Below are 24,078 nucleotides of genomic sequence, written 5' to 3' on the forward strand. Positions count from 1 at the left end.
CACCCCGGCCTTGCAGGAGATGGCGCAGGCGGCGATCCATCCGGGCTTCGCCGCCACCTTCGTGCGCGCCTTCTTCGCCGGCTGGCTGATCGCGTTGATGGTCTGGATTCTGCCCAGCGCCTCCACCTCGCGCCCGCTGATCGTGCTGCTGATCACCTATGTGGTGGCGCTCGCCCAGCTCTCCCACATCATCGCCGGCTCAGCCGAGGCCGCTTATGGCGTGCTCGCCGGCAGCGCCACGCTCTATGACTACGCGGCGCATTTCTTCGCCCCCACCATTCTGGGCAACATCACCGGCGGGATCGTGATGGTCTCGGTGCTCAATCACGGCGCCATCAAGCCGGAGATCGAGGAGCGTCTGGGCGAGGGCGAGCGCCAGGAGCGGCGCCACGCCAATCTCAGGGCGACTTCGCGGGCGGGCAAGCCGAAGGCGGGACGCTGAGGCTGGTCAGCTTGCCGCTCATCACGAAATCCCCGAAATCCAGCACCAGCCCGGTTGCCACACCGTTCTCGTAATAGCGCATCGAGGTCCGGAAATCCGGCGTCTCATCCTGGTTCTTGCGCTCGAAAAAGCCGATATCGACATCGGTGCTGGCGAATTTATCCAGATCCGGCCAGGGCGCCTTCTCCGCCCCATGGTGGCCGAGCACGGTAATAAAGGTGGCCTGGGCACCATCGGGCGAGGTGCCATCGAACAGCAAGGGCGAGATGAATTGCTTGCCCGCCCGCCCGGCCGCCAGCAGCGCCTCGGTATGCTGCATCGGGAACAAGGTGCCCGGCGGCAATTTCACCTCTTTCTTGGTCGGCGCGGTATAATCGATCACGCCGCTGTCATCCGGCCCGGTATGGGTAGCGGTGCCGGCGCTGTCGATCTTCTCCTTGCCGTCATTATCGCTCTCGCGCAGGGTGAAGCTCAGGGTTTTGCCGTCCTTGCTCTCCCAGGTGATGTAGTCGCTCACCGATTTGGTCAGCGAGCCATCAACATTGCGGATGATCAGCGTCATATGCTGCGTCGTCGCCCAGCCGGTGCAGCCATCCACCACGTTGAAATTCATCTGCCCGGTGGCGCCGGTGATGTCATGGGTGCGCAGCTTGGAGAGGCTCAGCTTATAAACGGCGTGCTGGCCGGTGAGCTGGCTGGCGAGATCAGGGGCGGCGGCCAGAGATGGCAGCGGGGCCAGGGCGGCCAGCAGGGCGAGGGCGGAGAGCTTCATGGCGTGCAGGATACAAGTGCGGCGCGCGCCGTCAAACCTTGCGCGCCCGCCCCCTGCCCTTGCGCATCGCCGGATCATAGCCGCCACCGCCCGGCCCCAGCGGCACCGGGCCCTTCGGCTTGGCCGGCGCCCGGCTGGAGAGCGGCGGCGGTTCCAGCCCCAGCATCAGCGCCTCCAGCCGCTTCACCTCATCGCGCAGCCGCGCCGCCTCCTCGAATTCCAGATCCGCGGCCGCGGCGCGCATCCGGGTTTCCAAGGCCGCGATGGAGCTGGCCAGATCCTTGCCGACAAACTCGTCCGCCTTCACATCCTTCACCGGCGCCACGGTGACGTAATCCTGCTCGAACACCGAATGGATCACCTCGCCGATATTCTTGCGCACCGATTGCGGGGTGATGCCATGCGCCTCATTCCAGGCCATCTGCTTGGCCCGCCGCCGCTCGGTCTCGTCGATCGCCTGTTTCAGCGAGCGGGTCATGGTGTCGGCATAGAGAATGACCCGGCCATCGACATTGCGCGCCGCCCGGCCGATGGTCTGCACCAGCGAGGTGACGGAGCGCAGGAAGCCTTCCTTGTCCGCATCCAGAATCGCCACCAGCATACATTCCGGAATATCCAGCCCCTCGCGCAGCAGATTGATGCCGATCAGAACATCATAGGCGCCAAGCCGAAGATCGCGGATGATCTCGATGCGCTCCAGCGTATCCACATCCGAATGCAGATAGCGCACCCGCACACCCTGCTCGGTGAGATATTCGGTGAGATCCTCGGCCATGCGCTTGGTCAGCGTCGTCACCAGCACCCGCCCGCCCTGCTTGGTGACAAGCCTGATTTCGCCCAGCAGATCGTCCACCTGATGCTCGACCGGGCGGATCTCGGTGACCGGATCGACCAGCCCGGTCGGGCGGATCACCTGTTCGGCGAACACGCCCTGGGTGCGCTCCATCTCCCAGGGGCCGGGGGTGGCGGAGATGAACAAGGATTGCGGGCGGAAACGCTCCCACTCCTCGAATTTCAGCGGCCGGTTATCGATGCAGCTCGGCAGCCGGAAGCCATATTCGGAGAGGGTGAATTTGCGCGCATAATCGCCTTTATACATGCCGCCGATCTGCGGCACCGTCACATGGCTCTCATCGACAAACAGCAAGGCGTTCTCAGGCAGATATTCAAACAAGGTCGGCGGCGGCTCACCAGCGTTGCGCCCCGAGAGATAGCGGGAATAATTCTCGATGCCCTTGCAGGCGCCGGTGGTTTCCATCATCTCGATATCGAAGGTGGTGCGCTGCTGCAGCCGCTCCGCTTCCAGCAGCTTGCCTTCGGCGGTGAATTTCGCCAGCTGCTCCTTCAGCTCGATCTTGATCTTGGCAATCGCCTGGTTCAGCGTCGGGCGCGGCGTGACGTAATGCGAATTCGCATAGACCGAGATATTTTCCAGCGCCGCGCTCTGCTCGCCGGTCAGCGGATCGAATTCCGAAATCTTCTCGATCTCATCGCCAAACAACGTCACCCGCCAGGCGCGGTCCTCATATTGGGAGGGGAAAATATCCACCGTCTCGCCGCGCACCCTAAAGGAACCACGGGCAAAGGCCATGTCATTGCGGCGATATTGCAGATCCACCAGCGCCTTCACCAGCGTATCACGGTCGATCCGCCCGCCGGTCTCCAGCCGCACCACCATCTTCGAGTAGGTTTCGACCGAGCCGATACCATAGATGCAGGAAACGGAGGCGACGATGATGACATCGCCGCGCTCCAGCAGCGCCTGGGTGGCAGCATGGCGCATGCGGTCGATCGTCTCGTTGATCGCGCTGTCTTTCTCGATATAGGTGTCCGAGCGCGGCACATAGGCTTCGGGCTGGTAGTAATCGTAATAGGAGACGAAATATTCCACCGCGTTATCGGGGAAGAAGCTCTTCATCTCGGCATAAAGCTGGGCCGCCAGCGTCTTGTTTGGGGCCAGCACCAGAGCCGGGCGCTGCGCCGCCTCGATCACCTTGGCCATGGTGAAGGTCTTGCCGGAGCCGGTCACCCCCAGCAGCACCTGGTCACGCTCCTGCGCGCCCAGCCCCTCGACGAGCTGGGCGATGGCGGTGGGCTGATCGCCGGCGGGCTGGTAGTCTGAGACCACGCGCAGCTTCTTCTGCAGCGGCCGGGGCGCCTGTTTTTGCGGAATGAAGGTCAGGGACATGTGGGCAATATGGCCCCTGGCTCAGCCTTGGAAAAGCCCGGACCTGAAGTCGCAAAAGTTTTTGGGGTGTGGCCCTTTTTTTAAAAAGCGCCACAAAACGTTTGGGGTGGTGACGATGGCGCTGCACACGCCCCGGCCTCTTCGCCGCTTTTTTGAAAAAAAGCGGCACCAAAAAACTTTTGGTTAATTTGAGCGGCCCGATTCAGACTACGCGGCTGCGCCGCTCCGTCATCGGGAAAAACCTTTGAAAGAGCGGCCCGATTCAGACTACGCGGCTGCGCCGCTCCGTCATCGGGACGCTATTTCTTCTCCAACAGCGCCTTCATCTCCGTCATCGCCTCGGAAAACCGCGTATTCAGCTTGCTCATCGCCTCGGCGTTGGATTTCTGAATCAAATCCCCCAGCTCCTTGGTATTCGCCACGGCGTTCTCATACGCCTTCTTCAACAGCTCGGCCTGCTTGGCGGCACGCACCGCCGGGGGCTGGTTGCCGGCGAGTTCCTTCAAGGTCGAGGTCAGGCCGGACATCGTCTCCTGCATGATCTCCATATGCCGGCGCGCCACCAGCTGCGCGCCTTCCAGCGCCACCCGGTTGGCCTCGGTCAGCGCGTCCAGATTGCGCTTATGCGCGGCCAGCACCGCCTCCACATCCGGCATCGCGGGGATCTTCATATCCCCCATCAGCTTCTTGATATCGAACTCGGGCATGAAAGGCGCGGTGCCAGCTTTTGTCGTCTTCTCAACCATTGTTCGTCTCCTTGATTATGGTTTCATCCCCCGCCTTGGCTCCTCAGAGCGGCGCGGGCAGCTCAGGCTCCGGCGCCGCCTTGGGCGCCGGTTCGGTGGAAAAGCGCGTGGCGAAGCGCTCGGCACGGGCCAAAGCGCTATCCACCGCCGCCATGGTGGCGGTCAGATCAAGGCTCTCATCCGCAGCCCAGGCGCGCAGCCCATAAAGCCACACCGCCAGCAGGCCGCGTTTTTTCACCGCCCCGGTGAGGCCGGTGGCATCCACCCCCGCCCCTTCCAGCAGCCAGCCCATGGAGGCGATGTTCATCTCCGCCAGCGCCACCGCCAGCGGCGGGCAGGACGGCAGCGCCTTCATCAGCGCCAGCACGCCAGGCCGCCGCGCCTGCAGAAAATCGAACCGGCGCAGCAGACTATCGAACAGCCGGTCGCGCACGCTGCCCTCCTGCAGCGCATGGCTCAACGCCGCCGCATCCGCGAGGCGACCAAATTTTTTCAGGATTGTCCCGGTGCAGGGAAACAGCGCCCGGGCGCGCACCAGATCCAGCCCGGCATGGCGCGCCGCGGCGGCGGGAGAGACATGCCGCCAGCCCGCCTGCGCCCCCAGGGCGAAAGCGGCATCGATAAGGGCGGCTTCGAAATCCTGTTCGCTCATGCCCGAAACTTAGTCGCGCCCCGTAAGATTTTCCAGGAAAATTAAGTGATTGGCCGCAAGCTTTTCATATATCGCGCGGTGAGGCCGAGATAATGCGGCACCGTCTCATCCCAGCGCGCCCGCTCGGCATCGCTCATCACCCGCACCAGCCGCGCCGGCGTGCCGGTCCACAGCTCCTGCCGCCCGATGCGCTTGCCCGGCCCCAGCAAGGCCCGCGCACCGAGCAGCCCGCCTTCCTCCACCACCGCGCCATCCAGCACCGTCGCCCCCATGCCGATGAAGGCGCGGTTTTCCAGCGTACAGGCATGGATGATGGCGCCATGGCCGATGGTCACATCATCGCCGATGATCGCGGGATGGTCGTCATGGTCCACATGCACGATGGTCCCATCCTGCACATTGGAGCGCGCGCCGACGATCACCGGGTTGGTATCGCCGCGCAGCACCGCGTTGAACCAGATATTCGCCCCCGGCCCGATCCGCACATCGCCGATCAGCACCGCCGTCGGCGCCACCCAGGCGGTCGGGTCGATCCGCGGCGCCAGATTGCCCAGCGCGTAAAGCAACCCGCCCGGGCGCTGCGCCTCGCTCACGCCGCCAGACCCAGCATCAGCTTCAAATTCTGCACCGCCGCCCCCGAGGCGCCCTTGCCGAGATTATCCAGCCGGGCAATCGCCACCGCCTGCCCCGCCGCCTCATTGCCGGCGACGAAGATTTCGAGGCGATTGCTGCCGTTCAACGCTTCCGGGTCGAGATTGCCGGTGGCAAGCCCGCGCTGCACGATGATATTTTCCGCCCCGGCATAGAAATCCGCATAAGCCTCGGACAGCTGCGCGGCACTGCCGGGCCGGGCCAGCTGGTCCAGATGCAAAGGCAGGCTCACCAGCATGCCCTGGTGGTAATGGCCCACGGCGGGGGTGAAAATCGGCGCCCGGGTCAGCCCGGTATAGGCCATGATCTCGGGAATATGCTTGTGCTTGAGCCCCAGCGCGTACAGCTCATAGGCCGGGCCGCCCTTGGCCTCGTGGTCCGCGATCATCCCCTTGCCGCCGCCCGAATAGCCGGAAACGGCGTTGATCGAAACCGGTGCATCCGCCGCCAGCAGCCCCAGCCCCAGCAGCGGCCGCAGCAGCGCGATCGCCCCGGTGGCGTAGCAGCCGGGATTGGCGACGCGCTGCGCCTTCGCGATCTTCTCCGCCTGATCCGGCCAGGCCTCGGCAAAGCCATAAACCCAACCCGGCGCAATCCGGTGGGCGGTGCTGGCATCCAGAATCCGCGCCCCCTGCGGGGCGATGGCCACCGCCTCGCGCGCCGCATCATCCGGCAGGCAGAGCACGGTCAGATCCGCATTGCCCATGGCCTCGGCGCGGGCCTCCGGGTCCTTTCGGCGCGCATCCGCCAGGGTGACGAGAGAAAAGCCCCCATCCGCCTCAAGGCGCTGGGCGATGCCAAGCCCGGTGGTCCCGGCCTGGCCGTCAATGAAGATGCGTGCGGTCATGCCCTACTCTTATCATGCCCTGCCCAGCGTGCTAGGGCAGCGCAGCCTTTCAACAGGGAAACCAGATATGTCCGAACAAGCCGGCCTGCCGCCGCAACCGCTGATCCTCAACATCCAGTATACCAAGGATCTCTCCTTCGAGGTGCCCGGCGCGCCCGCCATCTTCACCCAGCTGCGCGCCCAGCCGCATGTGAACCTGAATCTGGACGTGCAGGTGCGCCGCATCGAGGAAGAGCAGACCATTTTCGAGGTCGCGCTGGCGATCCGCGCCGAGGGCACCACCGAGGCGCCGAAATCCGCCGGTGGCACCCAGGAGAAGCCGCCCGTCGTGTTCATCGCCGAGCTGTCCTATGCCGGCGTGTTCACCCTCAACGGCATTCCGGAAGAGCAGCAGGAGCCGATTCTGCTGGTCGAGTGCCCGCGTTTGCTCTTCCCCTTCGCCCGCAACATCCTGGCCGACGTGACCCGCGATGGCGGCTTCCCGCCGGTGCTGCTCGGGCCGATCGACTTTGTCGGCCTCTGGCACCAGCGCCGCACCGCCGCCGCCGCCGCCGCCAACGGCGCGCCGAACTGAGACGCTAAAATCGTGGGGTGTTTTTAAAGAACACCCCACGCCCGCGCCGGCCTTCCAGCGCCGCGCACAAGCCTGAACGATTTGGTTGCAGAGCTTTATTCCCGCCAAACCATCTCGAATTAAGTCCAAGATTAGTTGTATCCTGGCTCCAGGACATAAAGAACGGCGACAAAATCAATGAGCCCGATAAGCCAAGATGACGGAATGCGCCCCTATCTCCCACCCCGGCGGGCGATAAATTTCTGCAGCGCCGGGCTGGGGGGCGGTTTATTCGTCGCCCCGCTGGTGATGATATTTGATATTCTATATCTGTGGTTCGGCGATGCTTGGCAAAGCGTTTTCATGCCAGATGGCTTGCCCATCGGGCCGGTTATTTTCGCGGTCATCCTGTCGGCGTTCGCCGTAACCTTTGTCCGAAAAATCTATGTCTATAAAACCATAAAATGGGTCCGCCGCTTCCGCCGGCTAGCTTTTATATCCTCGCTTTTCACGCTTTTACTGCTGGTATGGAATGTCATCGAGCTTGTGCTCGCCCCTAACCAGGATGTTTTTTCGTGGTATTTGATGTTTGTAATTGCCCTGTGCATTGCGCTGGGATTGTGCGGGCTACTGTTATGGACCATCCACAAATACCGCTGGTATCATCCTGACTCAAAACCTGAGGAATGGGAATTGCCCGAGGCAGTATTATGCCAGGAATGAGGAAGGCAAGCCGGTTTTAAGGAAAAGCCATGACGGACGGTACAGAGCGGTTCACGTTTGGCCCCTATCTCAGCGCAGCCATGGCGCGCCACCATCTGCGCATGTTTCAGTCCTTGGCGTTTCCTGGCCAAGGCAGCGAGGCTTGGGGCTTCGTATGGAGCGAGAACGGGCAGGCCTGCGTGTTGCAGCCGCCGACCTACGACAAAGATGGCGACGCCCTGGCCCTGGCCTATGAATGGACCGGCGCTGTTCCCCTTCACTCCAAACCCCAACATGACAAGACGCCAGCACGTTCTGTAAAAACCATTCTGGAGGAATTCTATACAAATTCAGTGCAGAATCTTAAAACATTTGCAGTCACCGATGTCGTCAATCCCGTCATATCCAGCGTTAACGCTGTGCATAATGTCATTGTTGATCACCCTATAGCGTTTGACACGATGAATACTGCCCTCGATGCCTATGGGACGATCAGCGGTTTTTTGGGCGGCCTCGTCCTTTTCGGCGTTGGTGGTGCGACATCGGCGACCGGCGTCGGCGTACCACTCGGCGCTGCGGAGATTGCCGCAGGTGCCACAGGTTTCGCGGCAAGCGGTGCATCTTTAGCTCTATTCCGAGCGGATGGTTACCACCTCTGGCTCGAAGTTTTCTCCGACGACAAAGCCGTCAAACGCTGGGAGGGCACGGAATATTATAAAAACACCGAACGCGTCGCTCCGCTGGTGGCGATCATTGATCCTCTGCGCGAAGGCACCAAGGCTCTAGGGGCGATGCGCGAACTACGCCCTTTGAGTACGGAGACCGCAACCGGGGCCAAATTGGCTGCCAACACGGCAGCCGCCGCCACCGAAGCCACGGATGCTGCGGCCCGGATTGATAAGCTCGCCGGCAATGCGCAAAAAATTCTCGACCCCAACTCGAACGCCCTGGCACAGATCAAGCAGCAACAGGTCCTCCGCCAGGCGAATGCGGCTGCCGCGGCGGCACGTGCCAAGGAGGCGGCGGCAGACCTGGCACGGCTACAGAAGAAGGCCGATGAGCTGCAGAAAGAAGTGCGCGACTATTTCACTCTGAAAGTCCATTTTAAAGAAGCCACGTTGACACGCGATGCCGCGCTCAATGGCTGGTCAATGGGCAATTACGCATTCAACAACCCGTTTTCTGAACATTTCGGCGAACATATCGGGAATCAGACTAAAGCAGGCCCTTTACAGGCGCTGGTCCCCGCTGGCTTGTCCGGGTCAGAAATGCTCGGTTTCATGCACCACATCTATGCCGCCGTGATTGCCTTGGGTGGACGAAAGCCCAAGCCTCACTGACGGGTCCGCTACACAGATATGCAGCCGCGAAGAGAGCTGGTATCGATTCCACCATTATGCTGTCTCCTGACTCCAGAACCTAAAGAACGGCGACAAAAGCAATGAGCGCGACAAGCCAAGACGATGGAATGCGGCCTTATCTCCCGCCCCGACGGGCGATAAATTTCTGCAGTGCCGGGCTGGGGGGCGGTTTGTTTATCGCCCCAACCATACTGATTACTGATATATTACATCATTGGTTTGGCGACGATTGGCTGAACGTTTTCATGCCAAATGGTTTGCCCATCGGTCCGGTTATTATCGCGGTCATCCTGGCGGCGTTCGGCGTAACATTTGTCCGAAAAATCTATGTCTATAAAACCATAAAATGGGTCCGCCGCTTCCGCCGGCTGGCTTTTATATCCTCGCTTTTCACGCTTTTACTGCTGCTATGGAATGTCTTCGAGCTTGTATGCGCCCCCAACCAGGATATTTTTTCATGGTATTTGACGGCCGTCATTCCATTATGCGTTGCGCTGGGATTGTGCGGGCTACTGTTATGGACCAACCACAAATATCGCTGGTACCATCCCGACTCAAAGCCTGAGGAATGGGAACTGCCTGAGGCGCTCTTGAACCAGGACATATAAGGCGGCGCGCCCTTTCGCAGGGCACACCGCTAGCGGCCAGAACCGTGGCATTTCAGGCCTGAGTGACCCCATGTCTTTCGTCCGGCTTTCCAGAACGCGCCAGATCCTGCAGGAAGTCCAGCACATCCTTGGTGTTCCAGTCCGCGCCGCCATCCAGCCTTGCCACTGCCTTGCCTGCCGGATTGATCACCAAAGTCACGGGAATCCCGTCCGTATTCATCAAATCCAGATCATCCCCATCGGGATTGACCAGCATCGGCAAATTGCGGATGCCGTGCAGGGCAAAATAAGCCTGCACCGCCGGCAGGCCATCCACATCGATCGAGATCGGCAGAATCAAGCCGCCAAATTTCGCCAGCTTCGGCGCCAGCGCCGCGAAGGTCGGCAGCTCCGCCTTGCAGGGGCCGCACCAGGTCGCCCAGAGATTGACCAGCAGCACATGCCCCTTGAAATCCGCCAGGCTCAGGCTCTTGCCCTTGTCGTCCTGGAATTTCAGCGCCGGCGGGGCCACCGGCGCGAAGCGCGTCCAGCCCAGCGCCGCATCCGGCATATCCGCGCCGGCGGTTTGCGCCATTGCGCGATTGCCCCAGGCCGCGCCCAGGGCTAAGGCAGGGCCAGCGGCGATGAGTGATCGGCGCAACAGTAAAGGGCGTTTGGGTTTGACCGACAAAGACAGCACTCCGAACAAAGGTCAGCTTCAGTGGGGCGGGCGTTTCGCCGCCGGTCCCGCCGAGGTGATGCAGGCCATTAATGCCTCGATCAGCTTCGATGCCAAGCTCTGGCGCCAGGATATTGCCGGCAGCCAGGCCCATGCCGCGATGCTGGCCAAGCAGGGCATTATCACGGCGCAGGACCAGAGCGCCATCGCCGCCGGGCTGGAGGCAATCGGCGCCGAGATCGAAGCCGGTGCGTTCGAATTCTCCGAAAAGCTGGAAGATATCCATACCAATATCGAAGTCCGGCTGACCGCGCGCATCGGCGAGGCCGCACGCCGGCTGCACACCGCCCGCAGCCGCAACGACCAGGTGGCGACCGATTTCCGCCTCTGGGTGCGCGATGCGATGGATGGCGTGCTGGGCCAGATCCATGGGCTGATGCAGGCTTTGGCCACCCGCGCCGCCGAGTATGCGGATACCGTGATGCCCGGCTTCACCCATCTGCAGACCGCCCAGCCGGTTACCTTTGGTCACCATTTGCTCGCTTATGTCGAGATGCTGGCGCGCGACGCGGCGCGGCTGCGCGATGCCCGCGCCCGGCTGAATGAATGTCCGCTGGGCGCCGCCGCCCTGGCCGGCACCTCCTTCCCGATCGACCGCCACGCCACCGCCGCCGCCCTGGGCTTCGACCGGCCGACGGCGAATTCGCTGGATTCCGTCTCGGACCGCGATTTCGCCCTGGAATTCCTCTCCGCTTTGTCGATCTGCGCGATGCATCTCTCCCGCTTCTCGGAAGAGATCATCATCTGGTGCTCCTCGCCCTATAGACTGATCGAGCTCTCGGATGCCTTCACCACCGGCTCCTCGATCATGCCGCAGAAGCGCAACCCGGACGCCGCCGAGCTGGCCAAGGCCAAGACCGGCCGCATCTTCGGCGCGCTGACCGGGCTGCTGACGGTGATGAAAGGCCTGCCGATGGCCTATGCCAAGGATATGCAGGAGGACAAGGAGCCGGTGTTCGAGGCGGTGGCGGCGATCTCGCTGAGCCTGGCGGCGATGGATGGCATGGTGCGCGACCTGCAAGCCAACAAGCCCCGCATGGAAGCCCTCGCCGGCTCCGGCTTCTCCACCGCGACCGACCTGGCCGACTGGCTGGTGCGGGTGCTGAAAATGCCCTTCCGGGACGCGCATCACGTTACCGGGCAGCTGGTCCGGCTGGCGGAATCGAAGCGCTGCGATTTGCCGGAGCTGAGCCTGGCGGAGATGCAGTCGGTCGAGCCGCGGATCAGTGCCGAGATTTTCGAGGTGCTGACGGTGCAGGCCTCCGTCGCCTCGCGGACGTCTTATGGCGGTACCGCGCCCGCCAATGTCGCCAAACAGGCCGCACTCTGGCTGGAGAAACTGGCATGAAATATGTGTTCATCCTGCTCGCCATGTCGGCCCTGGCCGGCTGCGGCCGTCGCGGCGCGCCCGTGCCTCCCGGCCCGGCGCAGGACATCACCTACCCCCACAGCTACCCGCCGCCGCAATAAAGAGGTCCGCCATGGCCGACATGAATTTCACCGGGCCGGAACCGCGGCTTGAGGATCTGCTCGCCGCCCGCAAGCAGCTGACCATGCACGCCCAGGACGGGCTGTGCCTCGAAGGCGTGCCGCTGAACGCCATCGCCGACACTTTCGGCACCCCCAGCTGGGTCTATGGCGCCGCCACCATGCGGGCGCGTTTCGCAGCGCTACGAGACGCGTTCGCGGCCGAGGGCGTGCCGATGCACATCCATTACGCAGTGAAGGCGAATGACCATCTCGCCGTGCTCAGCCTGTTCCGTGAACAAGGGGCCGGGGCGGATGTGGTCTCCATCGGCGAGTTCATGCGCGCCACCAAGGCCGGGATCGCGGCCCGGAATGTGGTCTATTCCGGCGTCGGCAAGTCGGCGGCGGAGCTGGAGACGGCGCTGGGCGCCGGGGTCGGGCAGATCAATGTCGAAAGCGGCGAGGAGATCGAGATGATCTCCGCCATCGCCAGCCGGCGCGGGGTTGTGGCCAGCATCGCGCTGCGGATGAACCCGGATGTGGATGCCGGCACCCATGCCAAGATCACCACCGGCCTCGCGGAAAACAAATTCGGCATCGCGGCGGCGGATATTCCGGCCCTCTATGCCCGCGCGGCGGGGTTGCCGGGGGTGCGGCCGGTCGGCATTGCCATGCATATCGGCAGCCAGATCCTCTCCACCGAGCCTTATCGTCTGGCTTACGAGAAAGGCGCGGCGATGATCCGCGCCTTGCGCGAGGCCGGGCAGAGTGTGGAGGTGTTCGATATCGGCGGTGGCCTGGGCATTGGCTATCAGGACGAGCCGGGGCTCTCCCCCCACGCCTTCGCCGCCACGGTGAAGCAGGTGACACAAGGGCTAGGGGTGCGGCTGATGATGGAGCCGGGGCGCTATCTGGTCGGCCCGGCCGGGGTGCTGCTGGGTAGCGTGATCCTGGAAAAACAGGCTGGCAAGCGCTTCCTGGTGCTGGACGCGGCGATGAACGACCTCGCCCGCCCCGCCATGTATGATGCCTGGCACGGCATCCTGCCGCTGGACGCGGCCGCTTATCGTAGCGCTACGATTCCGGCCGACGTGGTCGGGCCGATCTGCGAGAGTGCGGATCAATTCGCCACCGACCGCCTGCTGCCGGAGATCAAGCCAGGCGGGCGGGTGGCGCTGCTGGATGCCGGGGCCTATGGCGCGGTGATGAGCAGCGCCTATAATTCTCGCCCCCGCGCCGCCGCCGTGCTGGTGGATGGCGGGCGTTTCCATCTGATCACCCCGCGCCAGCAGATCGAAGCGCTATGGGCCGAGGAAATCATCCCCGGCTGAGGCGCATCTTCACGATCTCGACCGGCGCGCTACCGCCGGGATGGGTGTAAAGGGCGTGCTCCAGCGCCTCAAACCCGTGTTTTTCATAGAACGGAGCAGCGTTGAGGGTGGCGTTGAGGTGGATTTCGCCCGGCCCGGCCAAAGCCAGCCCCGCTTGCAGCAGGCGGGCGCCCAGCCCCCGCCCTGCGGCTTCGGGGCGCACGAACAGGCGCAAGATTTCGCCAGGCGCGGCCTCAACGAAGCCTTGGGCGTGGTCTTCGATGATGACGCCGCCTTGCGCGATCACCGCCTCGTACTGCGCGGCGTCCCGCCCGGCCATCCAGCCTGCAATCTGGGCTTCGCTGTAATGCCCGGCCGCCAGCCCGGCGATCGCAGCGGCGGTGATGTCATAGAGCGCCTGGCCTTCACCGAGGCGGGCGGGGCGCAGTTCAGGCAAGGCCGAGTTCGGCGCGCAGGGCGTGGGTCAGGCTGGCGGCGACGAGGCGGTGGGACTGGGCAATGTGATTGAACAGCTCGGCATCGCTCATCACCCCGCCTTCGACCCGCAGCCAGGTGCCACGGCGCAGATAAGGCGCGCGGGTGGCCAGGCCCTGCTCGCGCAAAAGCTGGAAGGCCAAGGGCGTGGCCTTGAACACATAGCCATCCTCACCCGGAAAGCCGCCGCCGATGGCGAACACCTTCGGCCCCAGCTTGTGCACATGGCTCTCGCCCCATTGCACCACCATGCGGCTGCCGGGAAGCTTGGCGCAAAACCGGTCGAAGGCGGCGAGGCGGCTCACAATTCGACGATCTTGATCCGCTTGCCCTGGGTAGAGATGGCGATCTGACCGCGGATCAGGCGCAAAGCCGTCTCCCCGAACATCTCGCGGCGCCAGCCTTCCAGCACCGGGTTGGGGGCGGTTTCATCCAAGGCCAGCGCCTCGATATCGTCGCTGCCGGCGACCAGCCGGGCGGCGACATTATTCTTCTCCGCCGCCGCCGCCAGCAGCACTTTCAGCAGCGCCACCAGCGCCGGGGAGGCTTTCGCACTCTCGCGCTGGCGCTCGGCCTTCGGCAGCTCGGACTCCGGCCAGCCTTTGGCCTCCTTGATCGCGGCCAGCAGCGAGGCGCCGGATTTGCCATTGGCAAAGCCCGCCGAAATGCCGCGCGCCTTGGAGAGCGCCTCGGCATCGTCCGGCGCCAGCGAGGCGATTTCGGGCACCTGCTCGTCCTTCAAAAGCCGGCCGCGCGGGATGTTGATGCGCTGCGCCTCGCGCTCGCGCCACGCCGCAATGGCCTTGGCCAAGCCGAGCTGGCGGCGGTTATTGGAGCGGATTTTCAGCCGCTCCCAGGCACGCTCTGGATCCACCCGATAGGTCTCGGGCTGCGTCAGCACCGCCATCTCCTCGGCCACCCACTCCAGCCGCCCCTCGGCCGCCAGCTTGGCGCTGAGCTTTTCATAGACATCGCGCAGATGGGTGACATCGGCGGCGGCATAATTGATCTGGGATTTCGAGAGCGGGCGGGCCGACCAGTCCGAGAAGCGGTGGGCCTTGTCGATGTGCGCGCCGGTCAAGGCATTGACCAGGCTGTCATAGCCGACCTGATCGCCGAAGCCGGCGACCATCGCGGCCACCTGGGTATCGAAGAGCGGCACCGGCACGGCGCCGAAGAGCTGCAGGAAAATCTCCACATCCTGGCGGCAGGCATGGAAGACCTTGACCACACTCTCTTTCGCCAGCAGCCGGCCCAGGGGGGCAAGGTCCATGCCCGGGGCCTGCGCGTCCACCACCGCGGTATCCTCGGCGCCGCCCAGCTGCACCAGGCAAAGCTCCGGGTAGTAGGTCTTTTCGCGCATGAATTCGGTGTCGACCGTCACGAAGGCTTCGGTCTCAAGACGGGCGCACAAAGCCTCCAAAGCCTCTGACGTGGCGATGAATTCGATCTTGTTTTCGTTCATGTCCCTCCCATAGCGCCGAGGCCGCTTGACAGGAAGCAGGGCAAGGGCTCTTTCGCGCCCCATGGAACAGATTCACGCCTATCGCACCCACAATTGCGCCGCCCTGCGGGCCGCGAATATCGGCCAAACCGCCCGGCTTTCCGGCTGGGTCCACGCCAAGCGAGACCATGGCGGGTTGCTGTTCATCGATCTGCGGGATCATTACGGGCTGACGCAATGCGTGTTCCCCGCCGGCTCGGCCGGGTTCGCGGCGGCGGAAGCGGCGCGCGTCGAGTCGGTGATCACCGTCACCGGCGAGGTTGTGGCGCGTGCGGAAGGCACCACCAACGCCAAGCTGCCAACCGGCGATATCGAGCTGCGGGTGGCGCGCCTGGAGGTTCAGGGCCCGGCCGATGTGCTGCCGATGCAGGTGGCCGGCGGTGAGAATTATCCGGATGAGCTGCGGCTGAAATATCGCTTCCTGGATCTGCGCCGCGAGCAGGTGCACAAGAATATCGTGCTGCGCTCGGGGGTGATTTCCAGCTTCCGCCGGCGGATGATCGAGGCCGGCTTCACCGAGTTCCAGACCCCGATCCTCACCGCCTCCTCGCCCGAGGGCGCGCGCGACTTCCTCGTGCCGGCGCGCAACCATCCCGGCAAGTTCTACGCGCTGCCGCAGGCCCCGCAGCAATTCAAGCAGCTGCTGATGGTGGCCGGGTTCGACCGCTATTTCCAGATCGCGCCGTGCTTCCGTGACGAGGCGAGCCGGGCGGACCGTTCGCCGGGCGAGTTCTACCAGCTCGATTTCGAGATGAGCTTCGTCACCCAGGAGGACGTGTTCAACACCATCGAGCCGATCCTGCATGGGGTGTTCGATGAGTTCGCGGCCGGGCGCGATGTCGGCAAGCCGCCCTTCGAGCGCATCCCCTATGATGTGTCGATGCTGAAATATGGCTCGGACAAGCCGGATCTGCGCAACCCGATCATCATTTCCGATGTCACCGAGGCGTTCCGCGGCTCCTCCTTCGGGCTGTTCGCGAAGATCGTCGAGGGGGGCGGCATCGTGCGCGCGATTCCGGCGCCGGGGGCGGGCGGCAATCCGCGCTCCTTCTTCGATAAGCTGAATGAATGGGCGCGCGCCGAGGGCGCTGGGGGCTTGGGTTACATCACCTGGAACGAGGCCGGGGCGCAGGGGCCGATTGCCAAGAACCTGGCACCGGAGCGGGCCGAGGCGATCCGCGAGGCGTGCGGGCTGAAGGCGGGCGATGCGGTATTCTTTGCCGCTGGCAAGGCAGAGGCAGCGGCGAAGTTTGCCGGTTCCGTGCGCACCAAGCTCGGCAATGATCTCGGGCTGATCAAGGCGGGTGAGTTCAAATTCTGCTGGATCGTCGATTTCCCGATGTTCGAGTATGATGAAGAGCTGAAGCAGGTGGTGTTCTCGCACAACCCGTTCTCGATGCCGCAGGGCGGCATGGAGGCGCTGGAGACCCAGGACCCGCTGACGATCAAGGCGTTCCAGTATGATATCGTGTGCAATGGCATCGAGCTGTCCTCGGGCGCGATCCGTAATCATCGTCCGGACATCATGCTGAAGGCGTTTGAGATTGCCGGGTATGGGCCGGAAGAGGTGGAGGCGCGGTTTGGCGGCATGCTGAACGCGTTCCGCTATGGCGCGCCGCCGCATGGCGGTTCGGCGCCGGGGATCGACCGGATTGTGATGCTGCTGGCGGATGAGCCGAATATCCGCGAGGTGATCGCCTTCCCGCTGAACCAGCAGGGCGAGGATCTGATGATGGGCGCGCCCGCGCCGATCCCGGCGAACCGGCTCAAGGAGCTATCCATCGCGCTGGCCCTGCCGCCCAAGGTCGTAAAAAAACTAAAAGTTCTTGGGGGTGCGGGGACTTTTTCCAAAAAGTCCCCACCTCTTAAAGCCGCCTTCCCTGCCGGGGAGGCGGCTTTTTTCATTGCATCTCCACGTCACTTTTCCGTCGCCAGCCTAACCATTGCGTGATATAAGACGCGCAAAGGTAAGACAAAACGGGAGACACGACCATGAGGAAAACCAGGCTTCTGGCCGGTGTGGCAGCGCTTAGCCTGATGGCGGCGCCGGCGGCGAAGGCGGGCAATCTCTATGTGTTTGGCGACAGCCTTTCGGATGACGGCAATCTTTACAAACTCACCGGGCTGCCGCCGGCCCCTTATTATCAAGGCCGGTTTTCCAACGGGCCGGTCTGGGTGGAATATCTGCCGGGGCTGACCGGGCTCGGATTTTCCTCAGCCAATGACTATGCCTATGGCGGGGCGTTTACCGGGGCGCTGACCATCGGCACCACCAATGCCGGGACCAATCTGGAAGCGGCGGCGCTGCCGGGGATCAGCACCGAGATCGCTTCGTTCACGGCGGCGGGGGGCAGTTTCGGGGCGAATGATGTGGTCACACTCTGGGGCGGGGCGAATAATTACTTCGCCTATGCGGCGGCGGTGCAGGCCAACCCGGCGGCCGCCACCGCGCTGGTGACGCAGGGTGTCACCACGACGATCACGCAGCTCACCCAGGACACCACAGCGCTGATCAATCTCGGCGCCAGGATGCTGATTGTGCCCAACCTGCCGGATCTGGGGCTGACGCCGAATTTCAACACCACCGCGCAAGGCGTGGCGCTGGGGGATGCGTTCTCGCAGGCGCATGATGCGGCGCTGCCGACCGAGATGCAGCTGCTGCATCAGGGCACCGGGGCGAATATCATCGTGCTGAATACCGAGGCGCTGCTGAATAGGGTGGTGGCGGATCCGTCTCTGTATGGCTTCAGCAATGTCACCAATGCCTGCCTTTACACGGTGAGCTGTGTCACCGGCAGCATTGCGACGCAGAATAGCTATCTGTTCTGGGATAATGTGCACCCGACCACCCATGCGCAGCAGATCATCGCCGAATATGCGGCCGCCTCGCTGCAAGGCTTTGAGAGCCTGACGGTGCCGGCACGGGTGAATGCGAATGCCGCGGAGAGTTTCGCGGGGCTGCTGAATGCGCGGCTGGATGCGTTGCAGAACGGCGCCAGCGGCGCCTCCTATGACATTAACGGGGTGAATGGCGGCACCGCCGATCCGGCGCATAAGGTGGCGATGTTCCTCTCCGTCACCGGCCAGTTCGGCACCCGCAAGACCGAGGGGTTTGATAGCGGCTATAATTATCGCAGCGCGGTGACGGCGCTGGGGGTGGATATGCGGGTGAATGAGCATCTCACCGCCGGCGTCTCGCTCGCCTATAACAACACCCATGCGAATGTGAGCGGCGGCGGCACGGTGCAGGATAACGGCGTGGATGTCGGGCTGTATGCGCTGGCGACCTCCGGCGACGCCTATGCCAAGCTCTATGCCGCCTGGGACCATGACAATGACAAAACCCAGCGCAACGGGGTGATTGGCGGCATCACCGGCAAACCTTCGGGCACCAGCTGGAGTGCGGGCGGCGCGGTGGGGCTGAAATTCCATCCGACGACGACGATCGCGGTGGGGCCGGAATTCGGTCTGGGCTACACCCAGAGCGGGTTGGGCAATTATACCGAGACCGGCGATGCGCTGCTGACCCAGAGCGTGAATTCGCAAAGCTATAAGCAGCTGGTCGCCAGTGCCGGCGGCACGATTGCGACCAGCGTCAGCCTGGGCGGCGTGGCGCTTGCCCCGCATGCCGGGGCGGCGGCTGAGTTTCTGCTGGCCGGGCCGAACCAGCGCTTCAGCTCCGCCTTCACCGATGTGCCCGGCGTGACGCTGACCAACAGCTACCCGCACCAGACGGGCAGCTGGGGCTTGTTCAACCTGGGTGTGAGTGCGACATTCACCCAGCGTTTCAGCGCCAGCCTGGAGGCGGCCACCACCGCCTTCAAGAGCGACGGAAATGACACGCAGGTCACCGGCAACGTCCTCTGGCGGTTCTGAGCAGCGCGCCGGGCGAAGCCGCAAGGGCTTGGCCCGGCGAAAAATTTAAGACTCGTTTTGCAGAGGCGGCTGTCATAGAAGCTTCACGTGACTGTCATCGTACTGTCACGTATCGCGCCTATGGAATGGCCTTATGGAAATAGCGAGTCACAACATGTCCTCCGATGCCCAGCTCCCCCATACCCTGCAGCAGGTCCCGGGGGCTGAGCCGCGTGTCTCCATCCGCAATTTGAATTTCTATTACGGCGCGACGCACGCGTTGAAGAATGTCTCGATCGATTTCCCGGATCGCCAGGCGACGGCGATGATCGGCCCCTCGGGCTGCGGCAAATCGACGCTGCTGCGCGTTCTCAACCGCATGTACGACCTTTATCCCGGCCAGCGCGCCGAGGGTGAGGTGCTGATGGGCGGGGATAATCTGATCGCCCCTGGCGTGGATATGAACAAGCTGCGCCGGCGCGTCGGCATGGTGTTCCAGAAACCGACCCCGTTTCCGAAATCCATTTACGAGAACGTGCTGTTTGGCGTGCGGCTGCATGAGCGCCTGTCCAAGGCCGAGGCGGATGAGCGGGTGGAATGGGCGCTGACCCGCGCCGCCCTCTGGGGCGAGGTGAAGGATCGGCTGCAAAGCTCCGCCATCGGCCTTTCCGGCGGCCAGCAGCAGCGTCTGTGCATTGCCCGCTCCATCGCGGTGCGCCCGGAGGTGCTGCTGCTCGATGAGCCGACCTCAGCGCTCGATCCGATCAGCACGCTGAAGATCGAGGAGCTGGTGGATGAGCTGAAGCGCGATTTCTGCATCGTCATCGTCACCCATAATATGCAGCAGGCCGGGCGCTGCGCGGATCAGGTGGCGTTCTTCTATCTGGGTGAGCTGGTGGAAGTTGGCTCCTCCAGCCAGATCTTCACCGCCCCGCGCGAGCGCAAGACCCAGGAATATATCACCGGCCGGTTCGGCTAAGGAGACAGACGATGGCCGACCAACCCAAACACATGATTTCCAGCTTCGAGGCGGATCTGAAGAAGCTGCGCGACGCCATCGCCACCATGGGCGGGCTGGTCGAGCGCGCGGTGGCGGATGCTTCCAGCGCGCTGATCGGCCATGACGCCGAGCTGGCGGCGCGGGTGATCGAGGGCGATGCGAAGATCGACGCCGAGCAGCACCGGATCGAGCAGTTCGCCGTGCAACTGCTGGCGCTGCGCCAGCCGGTGGCGGATGATCTGCGCCAGGTGATCCAGGCGCTGAAGATCGTGAACGATCTTGAGCGGGTCGGCGATTACGCCGCCAACATCGCCAAGCGCTCGATCGTCATCAACCAGGTCGCCAGCGGTTTCTCGCTCGCGGGGCTGGGGCAGATGTCCAACCTGGTGCAGCAGAATCTGAAAGCCAGCATCGACACGGTGGGCGAGAGCGACCCGCAGAAGGCGATTGCGGTGTGGCGGGCGGACCAGTCCGTGGATGATCTCTACAACACCATCTTCCGCGAGCTGATCACCTACATGATGGAGGATGCGCGCAATATTTCCGCCTGCACGCATCTGATGTTCATCGCGAAAAACCTGGAGCGCATCGGCGACCATACCACCAACATGGCCGAACTGACCTATTACGCCATCACCGGCACCAACCTGCCGGATTTCCGCCCCAAGGGCGATGTCACCTCCACCTACATGCCGGCCGCCAACTGACCACATGTCCGAGAGCAATAAGCCGTATGTGCTGATCGTCGAGGATGAGGCGCCGCTGGTCACGCTGCTGCGCTATAATCTGGAAAAACAGGGCTTCCGGGTTGAGGATGCCGGCGATGGCGGTGAGGCGCTGACGCGCATCACCGAGGCGCCGCCTGATCTTTTGCTGCTGGACTGGATGCTGCCGACGATGTCGGGCATCGAGCTGTGCCGCCAGCTGCGCCGCCGCCCGGCAACGCGCACGCTGCCGATCATCATGCTCACCGCCCGCGCGGAGGAGCAGGATGCGGTGCGCGGGCTGGATACCGGGGCGGATGATTACATCACCAAGCCGTTCTCGACCGAGGCGCTGATTGCCCGCATTCGCGCGCTGCTGCGCCGGGCGGGCGCGGTGCCGCAGAAGAACAAGCTGGCCTTTCATGATATTTCGCTGGACCCGGCCTCGCATCGCGTGCTGCGCAATGGCCGCACGTTGCATCTGGGGCCGACGGAGTTCCGGTTGCTGGAGTTTTTCCTGCGCCATCCGAAGCGTGTGTTTTCGCGCGAGGATGTGCTGAATGCGGTGTGGGGGCGCGACATTCATGTCGAGCCGCGCACGGTGGATGTGCATATTCGCCGGCTGCGCAAGGCGATCAACGGGCCGGGCGAGATCGATATCGTGCGCACGGTGCGCGCGGCGGGGTATGCGCTCGACCTGGAGGAAGTGGAGTAAAAGTTTTTTGGCGGAGGCGGCCAAGGTTCCGCCGCTGCGCAGCAGCGGCGGAATGCCGCCGGAGGTGCCGCTTTTTTTCAAAAAAAGCGGCGTTAAGACAAAAGGCCGGACGCCCCCTCTGGGGGCGATCCGGCTTTTTGTCACGTAGGGAACTTTTTGAAAAAAGTTCCCTACAACCCTCAAAAACTTTTGAAACTTTTTATTTTAGGATTTCAGGCGCTGCGGGTGATCCCGCCACGCCGCGCCAGCCCCTCGACCCGCGCCAGCAGCTCCGAAAACGCGAAGGGCTTCGCCAGATAATCATCCCCGCCGGCGCGCAAGCCCGCCACCTTGTTGGTCGGCTCGCCCAGTCCTGAGAGAATCAGCACCGGGGTTTCGATCTTCTGCGCCCGCAAATGCGACAGCAGCACCAGACCGTCCTCTTTCTCCGGCAACATACGGTCCAGAATGATCACGTCGAAGCTCTCCCGCGCCGCACGCTCGCGGCCGGCCTGGGCGGATTCGGCGTGAATCACATTATGCCCAGCCTCACGCATGCCTTTGAGCACGAAGGAGACGACGTTCTTGTCGTCCTCGATCAGTAAAATCCGCAACTCATGCCCCTTTACGCCAGTGCCCCAAAGAATTGATCTTTGCCACCGAATATCGGGAGCATGACGCACAATTCAAGTTTTTCCGGCTTCAGGCTAAGCCACCCGTCCCGGCACGGCAATGCCAAAGGCCGATTGAAAAGCCCTCGCGGCTTTGCAACCAGCTTCAGCGAAAGCGCATCGGGTCGATCTCCGGGATCACCACCCCGGCCGGCCCCGGGTCCTCATGCCGGACCATGGCGGCGATCAGCGCCGAGGCCGCCGGCGCGGTCTGGATGCCATAGCCGCCCTGCCCCACCGCCCAGAAAAACCCCTCCACTGCCTTGTCATAGCCAAAGGCCAGCGAGCGGTCAGGGGTGAAGGTGCGCAGGCCCGCCCAGCTATGCTCGATGCGCTTCACCGGAATATCCAGCGCCTGCTGCATGCGGTCGATGCCGATGGCGATGTCCAGCTCGTCCGGCTGCACGTCATGCGGCACATCCGGGGTTTCATCGCAGGGTGTGACCATCAGCTTGGATCGCGCCTCCGGCCTGGCATACCAATCATGGGCGGCGGACTGCACCAGCGGCCAGTGCGCGACCTGGTGCGGGCCAGGGTCGATGATGGCGGCGGTGCGCCGGCAGGGGACGAGGCCGAGCGGGGCGAGGCCGGCGATCTTGCCCACCTCATCGCCCCAGGCGCCGGCGGCATTCACCACGATGGGGGCGGTGATGGTCAGCCCGCCGGAGGTCTCCACCGCCCAGAGGCCGCTCTTGCGCGCGATCCGCCCGGCGCGGTTGCGAAGCAGCAGCTGCCCCCCACCCTGGCGCATCCGGCGCAGATAATATTGGTGCAGCCCGGCCACATCCATGTCGAACCCGTCCGACTCCAGCCCGGCGCGGCTGGCATAGCCCTCGATCAGGGCCGGGCAGAGTTCCTTGGCCTTTGACAGCGGGATTTCCTCGATGCCGAGATCCTGGGCGATCAGCTCATCCAGCTGCTGGCCCTGTGCGGGCGGGGCGAGATAGAGGATGGCGCGGTCCACCGCCAGCCGGTCAGTGCCGATATCCGCCGGCGGGGCTTTGTAGAAGTTCCGCGACAGGCCGGTGAGCACGCGCACCGCGGGGGGGCCGTAATTGCGGATCCAGATCGCCGCCGAGCGGCCGGTGGTGTGAAAGCCCGCCTGTTCCTCCGCCTCCACCAGCGCCACCTTATGGGTGACGATGAGATTGGCGGCGATGGAGGCGCCGACCATGCCGGCGCCGATGACGATGACATCGAAATCCTGGCTCATGCCGCGAAGAATTCCTGCAGCGCGGCGATCACCTGCTCGGGCTTGTCCGCATGCAGCCAGTGCGCGGCGCCGGGGACGCGGGTAATCTCGGCGCGGGGGAAACGCTGGCGGATGGCCGGGTCGTATTCCGGGCGGACATAGTCCGACTCCGCCCCGCACAGGAACAGAGCCGGGCCGTCATAGGGGGCGGCACCCGGCGGATCGTCCCAGCGGAACAGGTTGCTCATATTGGCGCCGATCTCCTCCAGCCCAACGCGCCAGCGCGGGGCGCTGCCGAGGACGAGGTTATTGAGCAGGAAGGCGCGCATCGGCGGGGCTTTGACGCTGGCGGCCAGCGCCTGGTCGGCCTCGCCGCGGGAGAGGCCAGGGGTGAGCGGGATGGCCCGCATCGCCTCGACGAAGCCTGAATAATCATGCTCGTAGCTCACCGGGGCGATATCCATCACCGCCAGGCGCTCGACCAGATCGGGCGATTGCAGGGCGAGCATCATCGCCGTCTTGCCGCCCATGGAATGGCCGCAGAGCCGCACCCGGGAGAGGCCGAGGCTGGAGAGCGTCTCCGCCACGTCCCGCGCCATGACGGCGTAATTCATCTCAGGCCCGCGCGGGCTGTCGCCATGGTTGCGCAGATCCAGCGCAAAGACGCGGTAATGCGCGGAAAAGGCCCGGGTGAGCACGCCGAGATTGCGGGCGGCGCCGAACAGGCCATGCAGCAACACCAGCGGCGGGCCGTCGCCGGCCTCGGAAACGTTTAATTTCATGGGCATCATCTTTGGCGCATCGGGAAGAAATCACAAGCGCGGCTGACTGAGGCCGTTTGAAAAGCCACTCTGGCGGCCGCCAGGCGGTGATTTGCTGCGCTCCGGTGCTCACGTACCTTAAGTACGCTCCGCTCCGGTGCTCACAAATCACCGCCTGGCGACTC

At 63.7% G+C, this 24,078-nt stretch carries 26 protein-coding genes; 13 read left to right on the forward strand and 13 right to left on the reverse strand.

Translation table 11 applies throughout. From position 1 onward, the window contains the following. Positions 1-442 (forward strand): formate/nitrite transporter family protein (locus MXAZACID_RS06345; protein WP_008493351.1); only part of this gene is annotated, 442 nt, incomplete at its 5' end. On the opposite strand, the gene MXAZACID_RS06350 is transcribed toward MXAZACID_RS06345, so the two are convergent. The 6 genes from MXAZACID_RS06350 to argC all read right to left on the reverse strand — a co-directional run bounded on the left by MXAZACID_RS06350 (position 399) and on the right by argC (position 6,298). Then, complete coding sequence (locus MXAZACID_RS06350; RefSeq protein ID WP_008493352.1) at positions 399-1,214, reverse strand: EipB family protein; 816 nt, start codon at positions 1,212-1,214, stop codon at positions 399-401. The two genes, MXAZACID_RS06345 and MXAZACID_RS06350, sit on opposite strands and share 44 nt — an antisense overlap. 31 nt (positions 1,215-1,245) lie before the next feature. Then, a complete protein-coding gene (gene uvrB / locus MXAZACID_RS06355) occupies positions 1,246-3,402 on the reverse strand; it encodes an excinuclease ABC subunit UvrB (RefSeq protein WP_008493353.1) in 2,157 nt (718 codons plus the stop codon). Between the two features lie 299 nt (positions 3,403-3,701). Continuing rightward, entirely contained in the window at positions 3,702-4,109 is a 408-nt protein-coding gene (locus MXAZACID_RS06360) for a phasin family protein (protein WP_240376545.1), read from the reverse strand. 82 nt (positions 4,110-4,191) lie between these two features. Further along, positions 4,192-4,800 carry a hypothetical protein gene (locus tag MXAZACID_RS06365; protein ID WP_008493356.1) on the reverse strand — a complete coding sequence of 203 codons (609 nt, stop codon included), beginning with the start codon at positions 4,798-4,800 and terminating at the stop codon, positions 4,192-4,194. A gap of 41 nt (positions 4,801-4,841) precedes the next feature. Beyond that, positions 4,842-5,393: a gamma carbonic anhydrase family protein gene (locus MXAZACID_RS06370; protein WP_008493357.1), complete on the reverse strand. Its 552-nt coding sequence runs from the start codon at positions 5,391-5,393 to the stop codon at positions 4,842-4,844. Then, the gene (gene argC, locus MXAZACID_RS06375; RefSeq protein ID WP_008493358.1) at positions 5,390-6,298 is read right to left on the reverse strand and encodes an N-acetyl-gamma-glutamyl-phosphate reductase; all 909 of its coding nucleotides are present in this window, start codon (positions 6,296-6,298) and stop codon (positions 5,390-5,392) included. The genes MXAZACID_RS06370 and argC overlap by 4 nt, the downstream gene beginning before the upstream one ends. 67 nt (positions 6,299-6,365) lie before the next feature. Here argC and secB point away from each other — a divergent pair, with 67 nt between their 5' ends. The 4 genes from secB (at position 6,366) to MXAZACID_RS06395 (ending at position 9,522) form a co-directional block, all read left to right on the forward strand. Further along, positions 6,366-6,872 carry a protein-export chaperone SecB gene (gene secB / locus MXAZACID_RS06380; RefSeq protein ID WP_008493359.1) on the forward strand — a complete coding sequence of 169 codons (507 nt, stop codon included), beginning with the start codon at positions 6,366-6,368 and terminating at the stop codon, positions 6,870-6,872. A 204-nt stretch (positions 6,873-7,076) separates the two neighbouring features. Next, positions 7,077-7,574: a hypothetical protein gene (locus MXAZACID_RS06385; RefSeq protein WP_240376547.1), complete on the forward strand. Its 498-nt coding sequence runs from the start codon at positions 7,077-7,079 to the stop codon at positions 7,572-7,574. A 29-nt stretch (positions 7,575-7,603) separates the two neighbouring features. Next, positions 7,604-8,893, forward strand: coding sequence for a hypothetical protein (locus MXAZACID_RS17710; RefSeq protein ID WP_008493361.1), 1,290 nt, complete (start codon positions 7,604-7,606; stop codon positions 8,891-8,893). Between the two features lie 101 nt (positions 8,894-8,994). Continuing rightward, entirely contained in the window at positions 8,995-9,522 is a 528-nt protein-coding gene (locus tag MXAZACID_RS06395) for a hypothetical protein (protein WP_008493362.1), read from the forward strand. Positions 9,523-9,574: 52 nt separating this feature from the next. On the opposite strand, the gene MXAZACID_RS06400 is transcribed toward MXAZACID_RS06395, so the two are convergent. Next, positions 9,575-10,096, reverse strand: coding sequence for a TlpA disulfide reductase family protein (locus MXAZACID_RS06400; protein WP_008493364.1), 522 nt, complete (start codon positions 10,094-10,096; stop codon positions 9,575-9,577). An 85-nt stretch (positions 10,097-10,181) separates the two neighbouring features. Between MXAZACID_RS06400 and argH the strand changes: the two genes are divergently transcribed. From argH to lysA, 3 genes are read left to right on the forward strand one after another with little or no spacing between them, the layout of a single operon-like run. Beyond that, entirely contained in the window at positions 10,182-11,588 is a 1,407-nt protein-coding gene (gene argH, locus MXAZACID_RS06405; protein ID WP_008493365.1) for an argininosuccinate lyase, read from the forward strand. After that, entirely contained in the window at positions 11,585-11,710 is a 126-nt protein-coding gene (locus tag MXAZACID_RS20055) for a lipoprotein (RefSeq protein ID WP_008493366.1), read from the forward strand. The genes argH and MXAZACID_RS20055 overlap by 4 nt, the downstream gene beginning before the upstream one ends. 11 nt (positions 11,711-11,721) lie before the next feature. Beyond that, the gene (lysA, locus tag MXAZACID_RS06410; protein ID WP_008493367.1) at positions 11,722-13,038 is read left to right on the forward strand and encodes a diaminopimelate decarboxylase; all 1,317 of its coding nucleotides are present in this window, start codon (positions 11,722-11,724) and stop codon (positions 13,036-13,038) included. On the opposite strand, the gene MXAZACID_RS06415 is transcribed toward lysA, so the two are convergent. From MXAZACID_RS06415 to rnd, 3 genes are read right to left on the reverse strand one after another with little or no spacing between them, the layout of a single operon-like run. Continuing rightward, positions 13,025-13,474, reverse strand: coding sequence for a GNAT family N-acetyltransferase (locus MXAZACID_RS06415; protein ID WP_008493368.1), 450 nt, complete (start codon positions 13,472-13,474; stop codon positions 13,025-13,027). The two genes, lysA and MXAZACID_RS06415, sit on opposite strands and share 14 nt — an antisense overlap. Next, a complete protein-coding gene (locus tag MXAZACID_RS06420) occupies positions 13,467-13,817 on the reverse strand; it encodes an MmcQ/YjbR family DNA-binding protein (protein WP_008493369.1) in 351 nt (116 codons plus the stop codon). Before MXAZACID_RS06420 ends, MXAZACID_RS06415 begins: the two co-directional genes overlap by 8 nt. Beyond that, positions 13,814-14,977: a ribonuclease D gene (gene rnd, locus MXAZACID_RS06425; RefSeq protein ID WP_008493371.1), complete on the reverse strand. Its 1,164-nt coding sequence runs from the start codon at positions 14,975-14,977 to the stop codon at positions 13,814-13,816. Before rnd ends, MXAZACID_RS06420 begins: the two co-directional genes overlap by 4 nt. A 70-nt stretch (positions 14,978-15,047) precedes the next feature. On the opposite strand from rnd, the gene aspS reads away from it, so the two are divergent. The 5 genes from aspS (at position 15,048) to phoB (ending at position 21,290) form a co-directional block, all read left to right on the forward strand. After that, entirely contained in the window at positions 15,048-16,967 is a 1,920-nt protein-coding gene (aspS, locus tag MXAZACID_RS06430; RefSeq protein ID WP_083878575.1) for an aspartate--tRNA ligase, read from the forward strand. Positions 16,968-17,008: 41 nt separating this feature from the next. Continuing rightward, entirely contained in the window at positions 17,009-18,892 is a 1,884-nt protein-coding gene (locus tag MXAZACID_RS17715; protein ID WP_083878505.1) for an autotransporter domain-containing protein, read from the forward strand. 154 nt (positions 18,893-19,046) lie between these two features. Next, complete coding sequence (gene pstB / locus MXAZACID_RS06440) at positions 19,047-19,850, forward strand: phosphate ABC transporter ATP-binding protein PstB (RefSeq protein WP_008493379.1); 804 nt, start codon at positions 19,047-19,049, stop codon at positions 19,848-19,850. 11 nt (positions 19,851-19,861) lie between these two features. Then, on the forward strand, positions 19,862-20,578 hold the full coding sequence (phoU, locus tag MXAZACID_RS06445; RefSeq protein ID WP_008493385.1) for a phosphate signaling complex protein PhoU: 717 nt from the start codon (positions 19,862-19,864) through the stop codon (positions 20,576-20,578). 4 nt (positions 20,579-20,582) lie between these two features. Next, a complete protein-coding gene (gene phoB, locus MXAZACID_RS06450; protein ID WP_008493386.1) occupies positions 20,583-21,290 on the forward strand; it encodes a phosphate regulon transcriptional regulator PhoB in 708 nt (235 codons plus the stop codon). 212 nt (positions 21,291-21,502) lie between these two features. Here phoB and MXAZACID_RS06455 read toward each other — a convergent pair whose 3' ends face one another. The 3 genes from MXAZACID_RS06455 to MXAZACID_RS06465 form a co-directional block, all read right to left on the reverse strand. Beyond that, entirely contained in the window at positions 21,503-21,883 is a 381-nt protein-coding gene (locus MXAZACID_RS06455; protein WP_008493387.1) for a response regulator transcription factor, read from the reverse strand. A gap of 163 nt (positions 21,884-22,046) precedes the next feature. Beyond that, positions 22,047-23,153 carry an FAD-binding oxidoreductase gene (locus MXAZACID_RS06460; RefSeq protein WP_008493388.1) on the reverse strand — a complete coding sequence of 369 codons (1,107 nt, stop codon included), beginning with the start codon at positions 23,151-23,153 and terminating at the stop codon, positions 22,047-22,049. Next, positions 23,150-23,914, reverse strand: coding sequence for an alpha/beta fold hydrolase (locus MXAZACID_RS06465; RefSeq protein ID WP_008493389.1), 765 nt, complete (start codon positions 23,912-23,914; stop codon positions 23,150-23,152). Before MXAZACID_RS06465 ends, MXAZACID_RS06460 begins: the two co-directional genes overlap by 4 nt. Between the last annotated feature and the right edge of the window lie 164 nt (positions 23,915-24,078).

The sequence above is a fragment of the Acidocella sp. MX-AZ02 genome (assembly GCF_000306035.1).
In the GTDB taxonomy this organism is placed as follows: Bacteria; Pseudomonadota; Alphaproteobacteria; order Acetobacterales; family Acetobacteraceae; genus Acidocella; species Acidocella facilis.

Coding starts and splice junctions, on each gene's coding strand:
- MXAZACID_RS06350 (WP_008493352.1), bottom strand. CDS start 1,214: ATGAAGCTCTCCGCCCTCGCCCTGCTGGCCGCCCTGGCCCCGCTGCCA.
- uvrB (WP_008493353.1), bottom strand. CDS start 3,402: ATGTCCCTGACCTTCATTCCGCAAAAACAGGCGCCCCGGCCGCTGCAG.
- MXAZACID_RS06360 (WP_240376545.1), bottom strand. CDS start 4,109: ATGCCCGAGTTCGATATCAAGAAGCTGATGGGGGATATGAAGATCCCC.
- MXAZACID_RS06365 (WP_008493356.1), bottom strand. CDS start 4,800: ATGAGCGAACAGGATTTCGAAGCCGCCCTTATCGATGCCGCTTTCGCC.
- argC (WP_008493358.1), bottom strand. CDS start 6,298: ATGACCGCACGCATCTTCATTGACGGCCAGGCCGGGACCACCGGGCTT.
- secB (WP_008493359.1), top strand. CDS start 6,366: ATGTCCGAACAAGCCGGCCTGCCGCCGCAACCGCTGATCCTCAACATC.
- MXAZACID_RS06385 (WP_240376547.1), top strand. CDS start 7,077: ATGCGCCCCTATCTCCCACCCCGGCGGGCGATAAATTTCTGCAGCGCC.
- MXAZACID_RS17710 (WP_008493361.1), top strand. CDS start 7,604: ATGACGGACGGTACAGAGCGGTTCACGTTTGGCCCCTATCTCAGCGCA.
- MXAZACID_RS06395 (WP_008493362.1), top strand. CDS start 8,995: ATGAGCGCGACAAGCCAAGACGATGGAATGCGGCCTTATCTCCCGCCC.
- MXAZACID_RS06400 (WP_008493364.1), bottom strand. CDS start 10,096: ATGGCGCAAACCGCCGGCGCGGATATGCCGGATGCGGCGCTGGGCTGG.
- MXAZACID_RS20055 (WP_008493366.1), top strand. CDS start 11,585: ATGAAATATGTGTTCATCCTGCTCGCCATGTCGGCCCTGGCCGGCTGC.
- lysA (WP_008493367.1), top strand. CDS start 11,722: ATGGCCGACATGAATTTCACCGGGCCGGAACCGCGGCTTGAGGATCTG.
- rnd (WP_008493371.1), bottom strand. CDS start 14,977: ATGAACGAAAACAAGATCGAATTCATCGCCACGTCAGAGGCTTTGGAG.
- MXAZACID_RS17715 (WP_083878505.1), top strand. CDS start 17,009: ATGAGGAAAACCAGGCTTCTGGCCGGTGTGGCAGCGCTTAGCCTGATG.
- pstB (WP_008493379.1), top strand. CDS start 19,047: ATGTCCTCCGATGCCCAGCTCCCCCATACCCTGCAGCAGGTCCCGGGG.
- phoU (WP_008493385.1), top strand. CDS start 19,862: ATGGCCGACCAACCCAAACACATGATTTCCAGCTTCGAGGCGGATCTG.
- phoB (WP_008493386.1), top strand. CDS start 20,583: ATGTCCGAGAGCAATAAGCCGTATGTGCTGATCGTCGAGGATGAGGCG.
- MXAZACID_RS06460 (WP_008493388.1), bottom strand. CDS start 23,153: ATGAGCCAGGATTTCGATGTCATCGTCATCGGCGCCGGCATGGTCGGC.
- MXAZACID_RS06465 (WP_008493389.1), bottom strand. CDS start 23,914: ATGAAATTAAACGTTTCCGAGGCCGGCGACGGCCCGCCGCTGGTGTTG.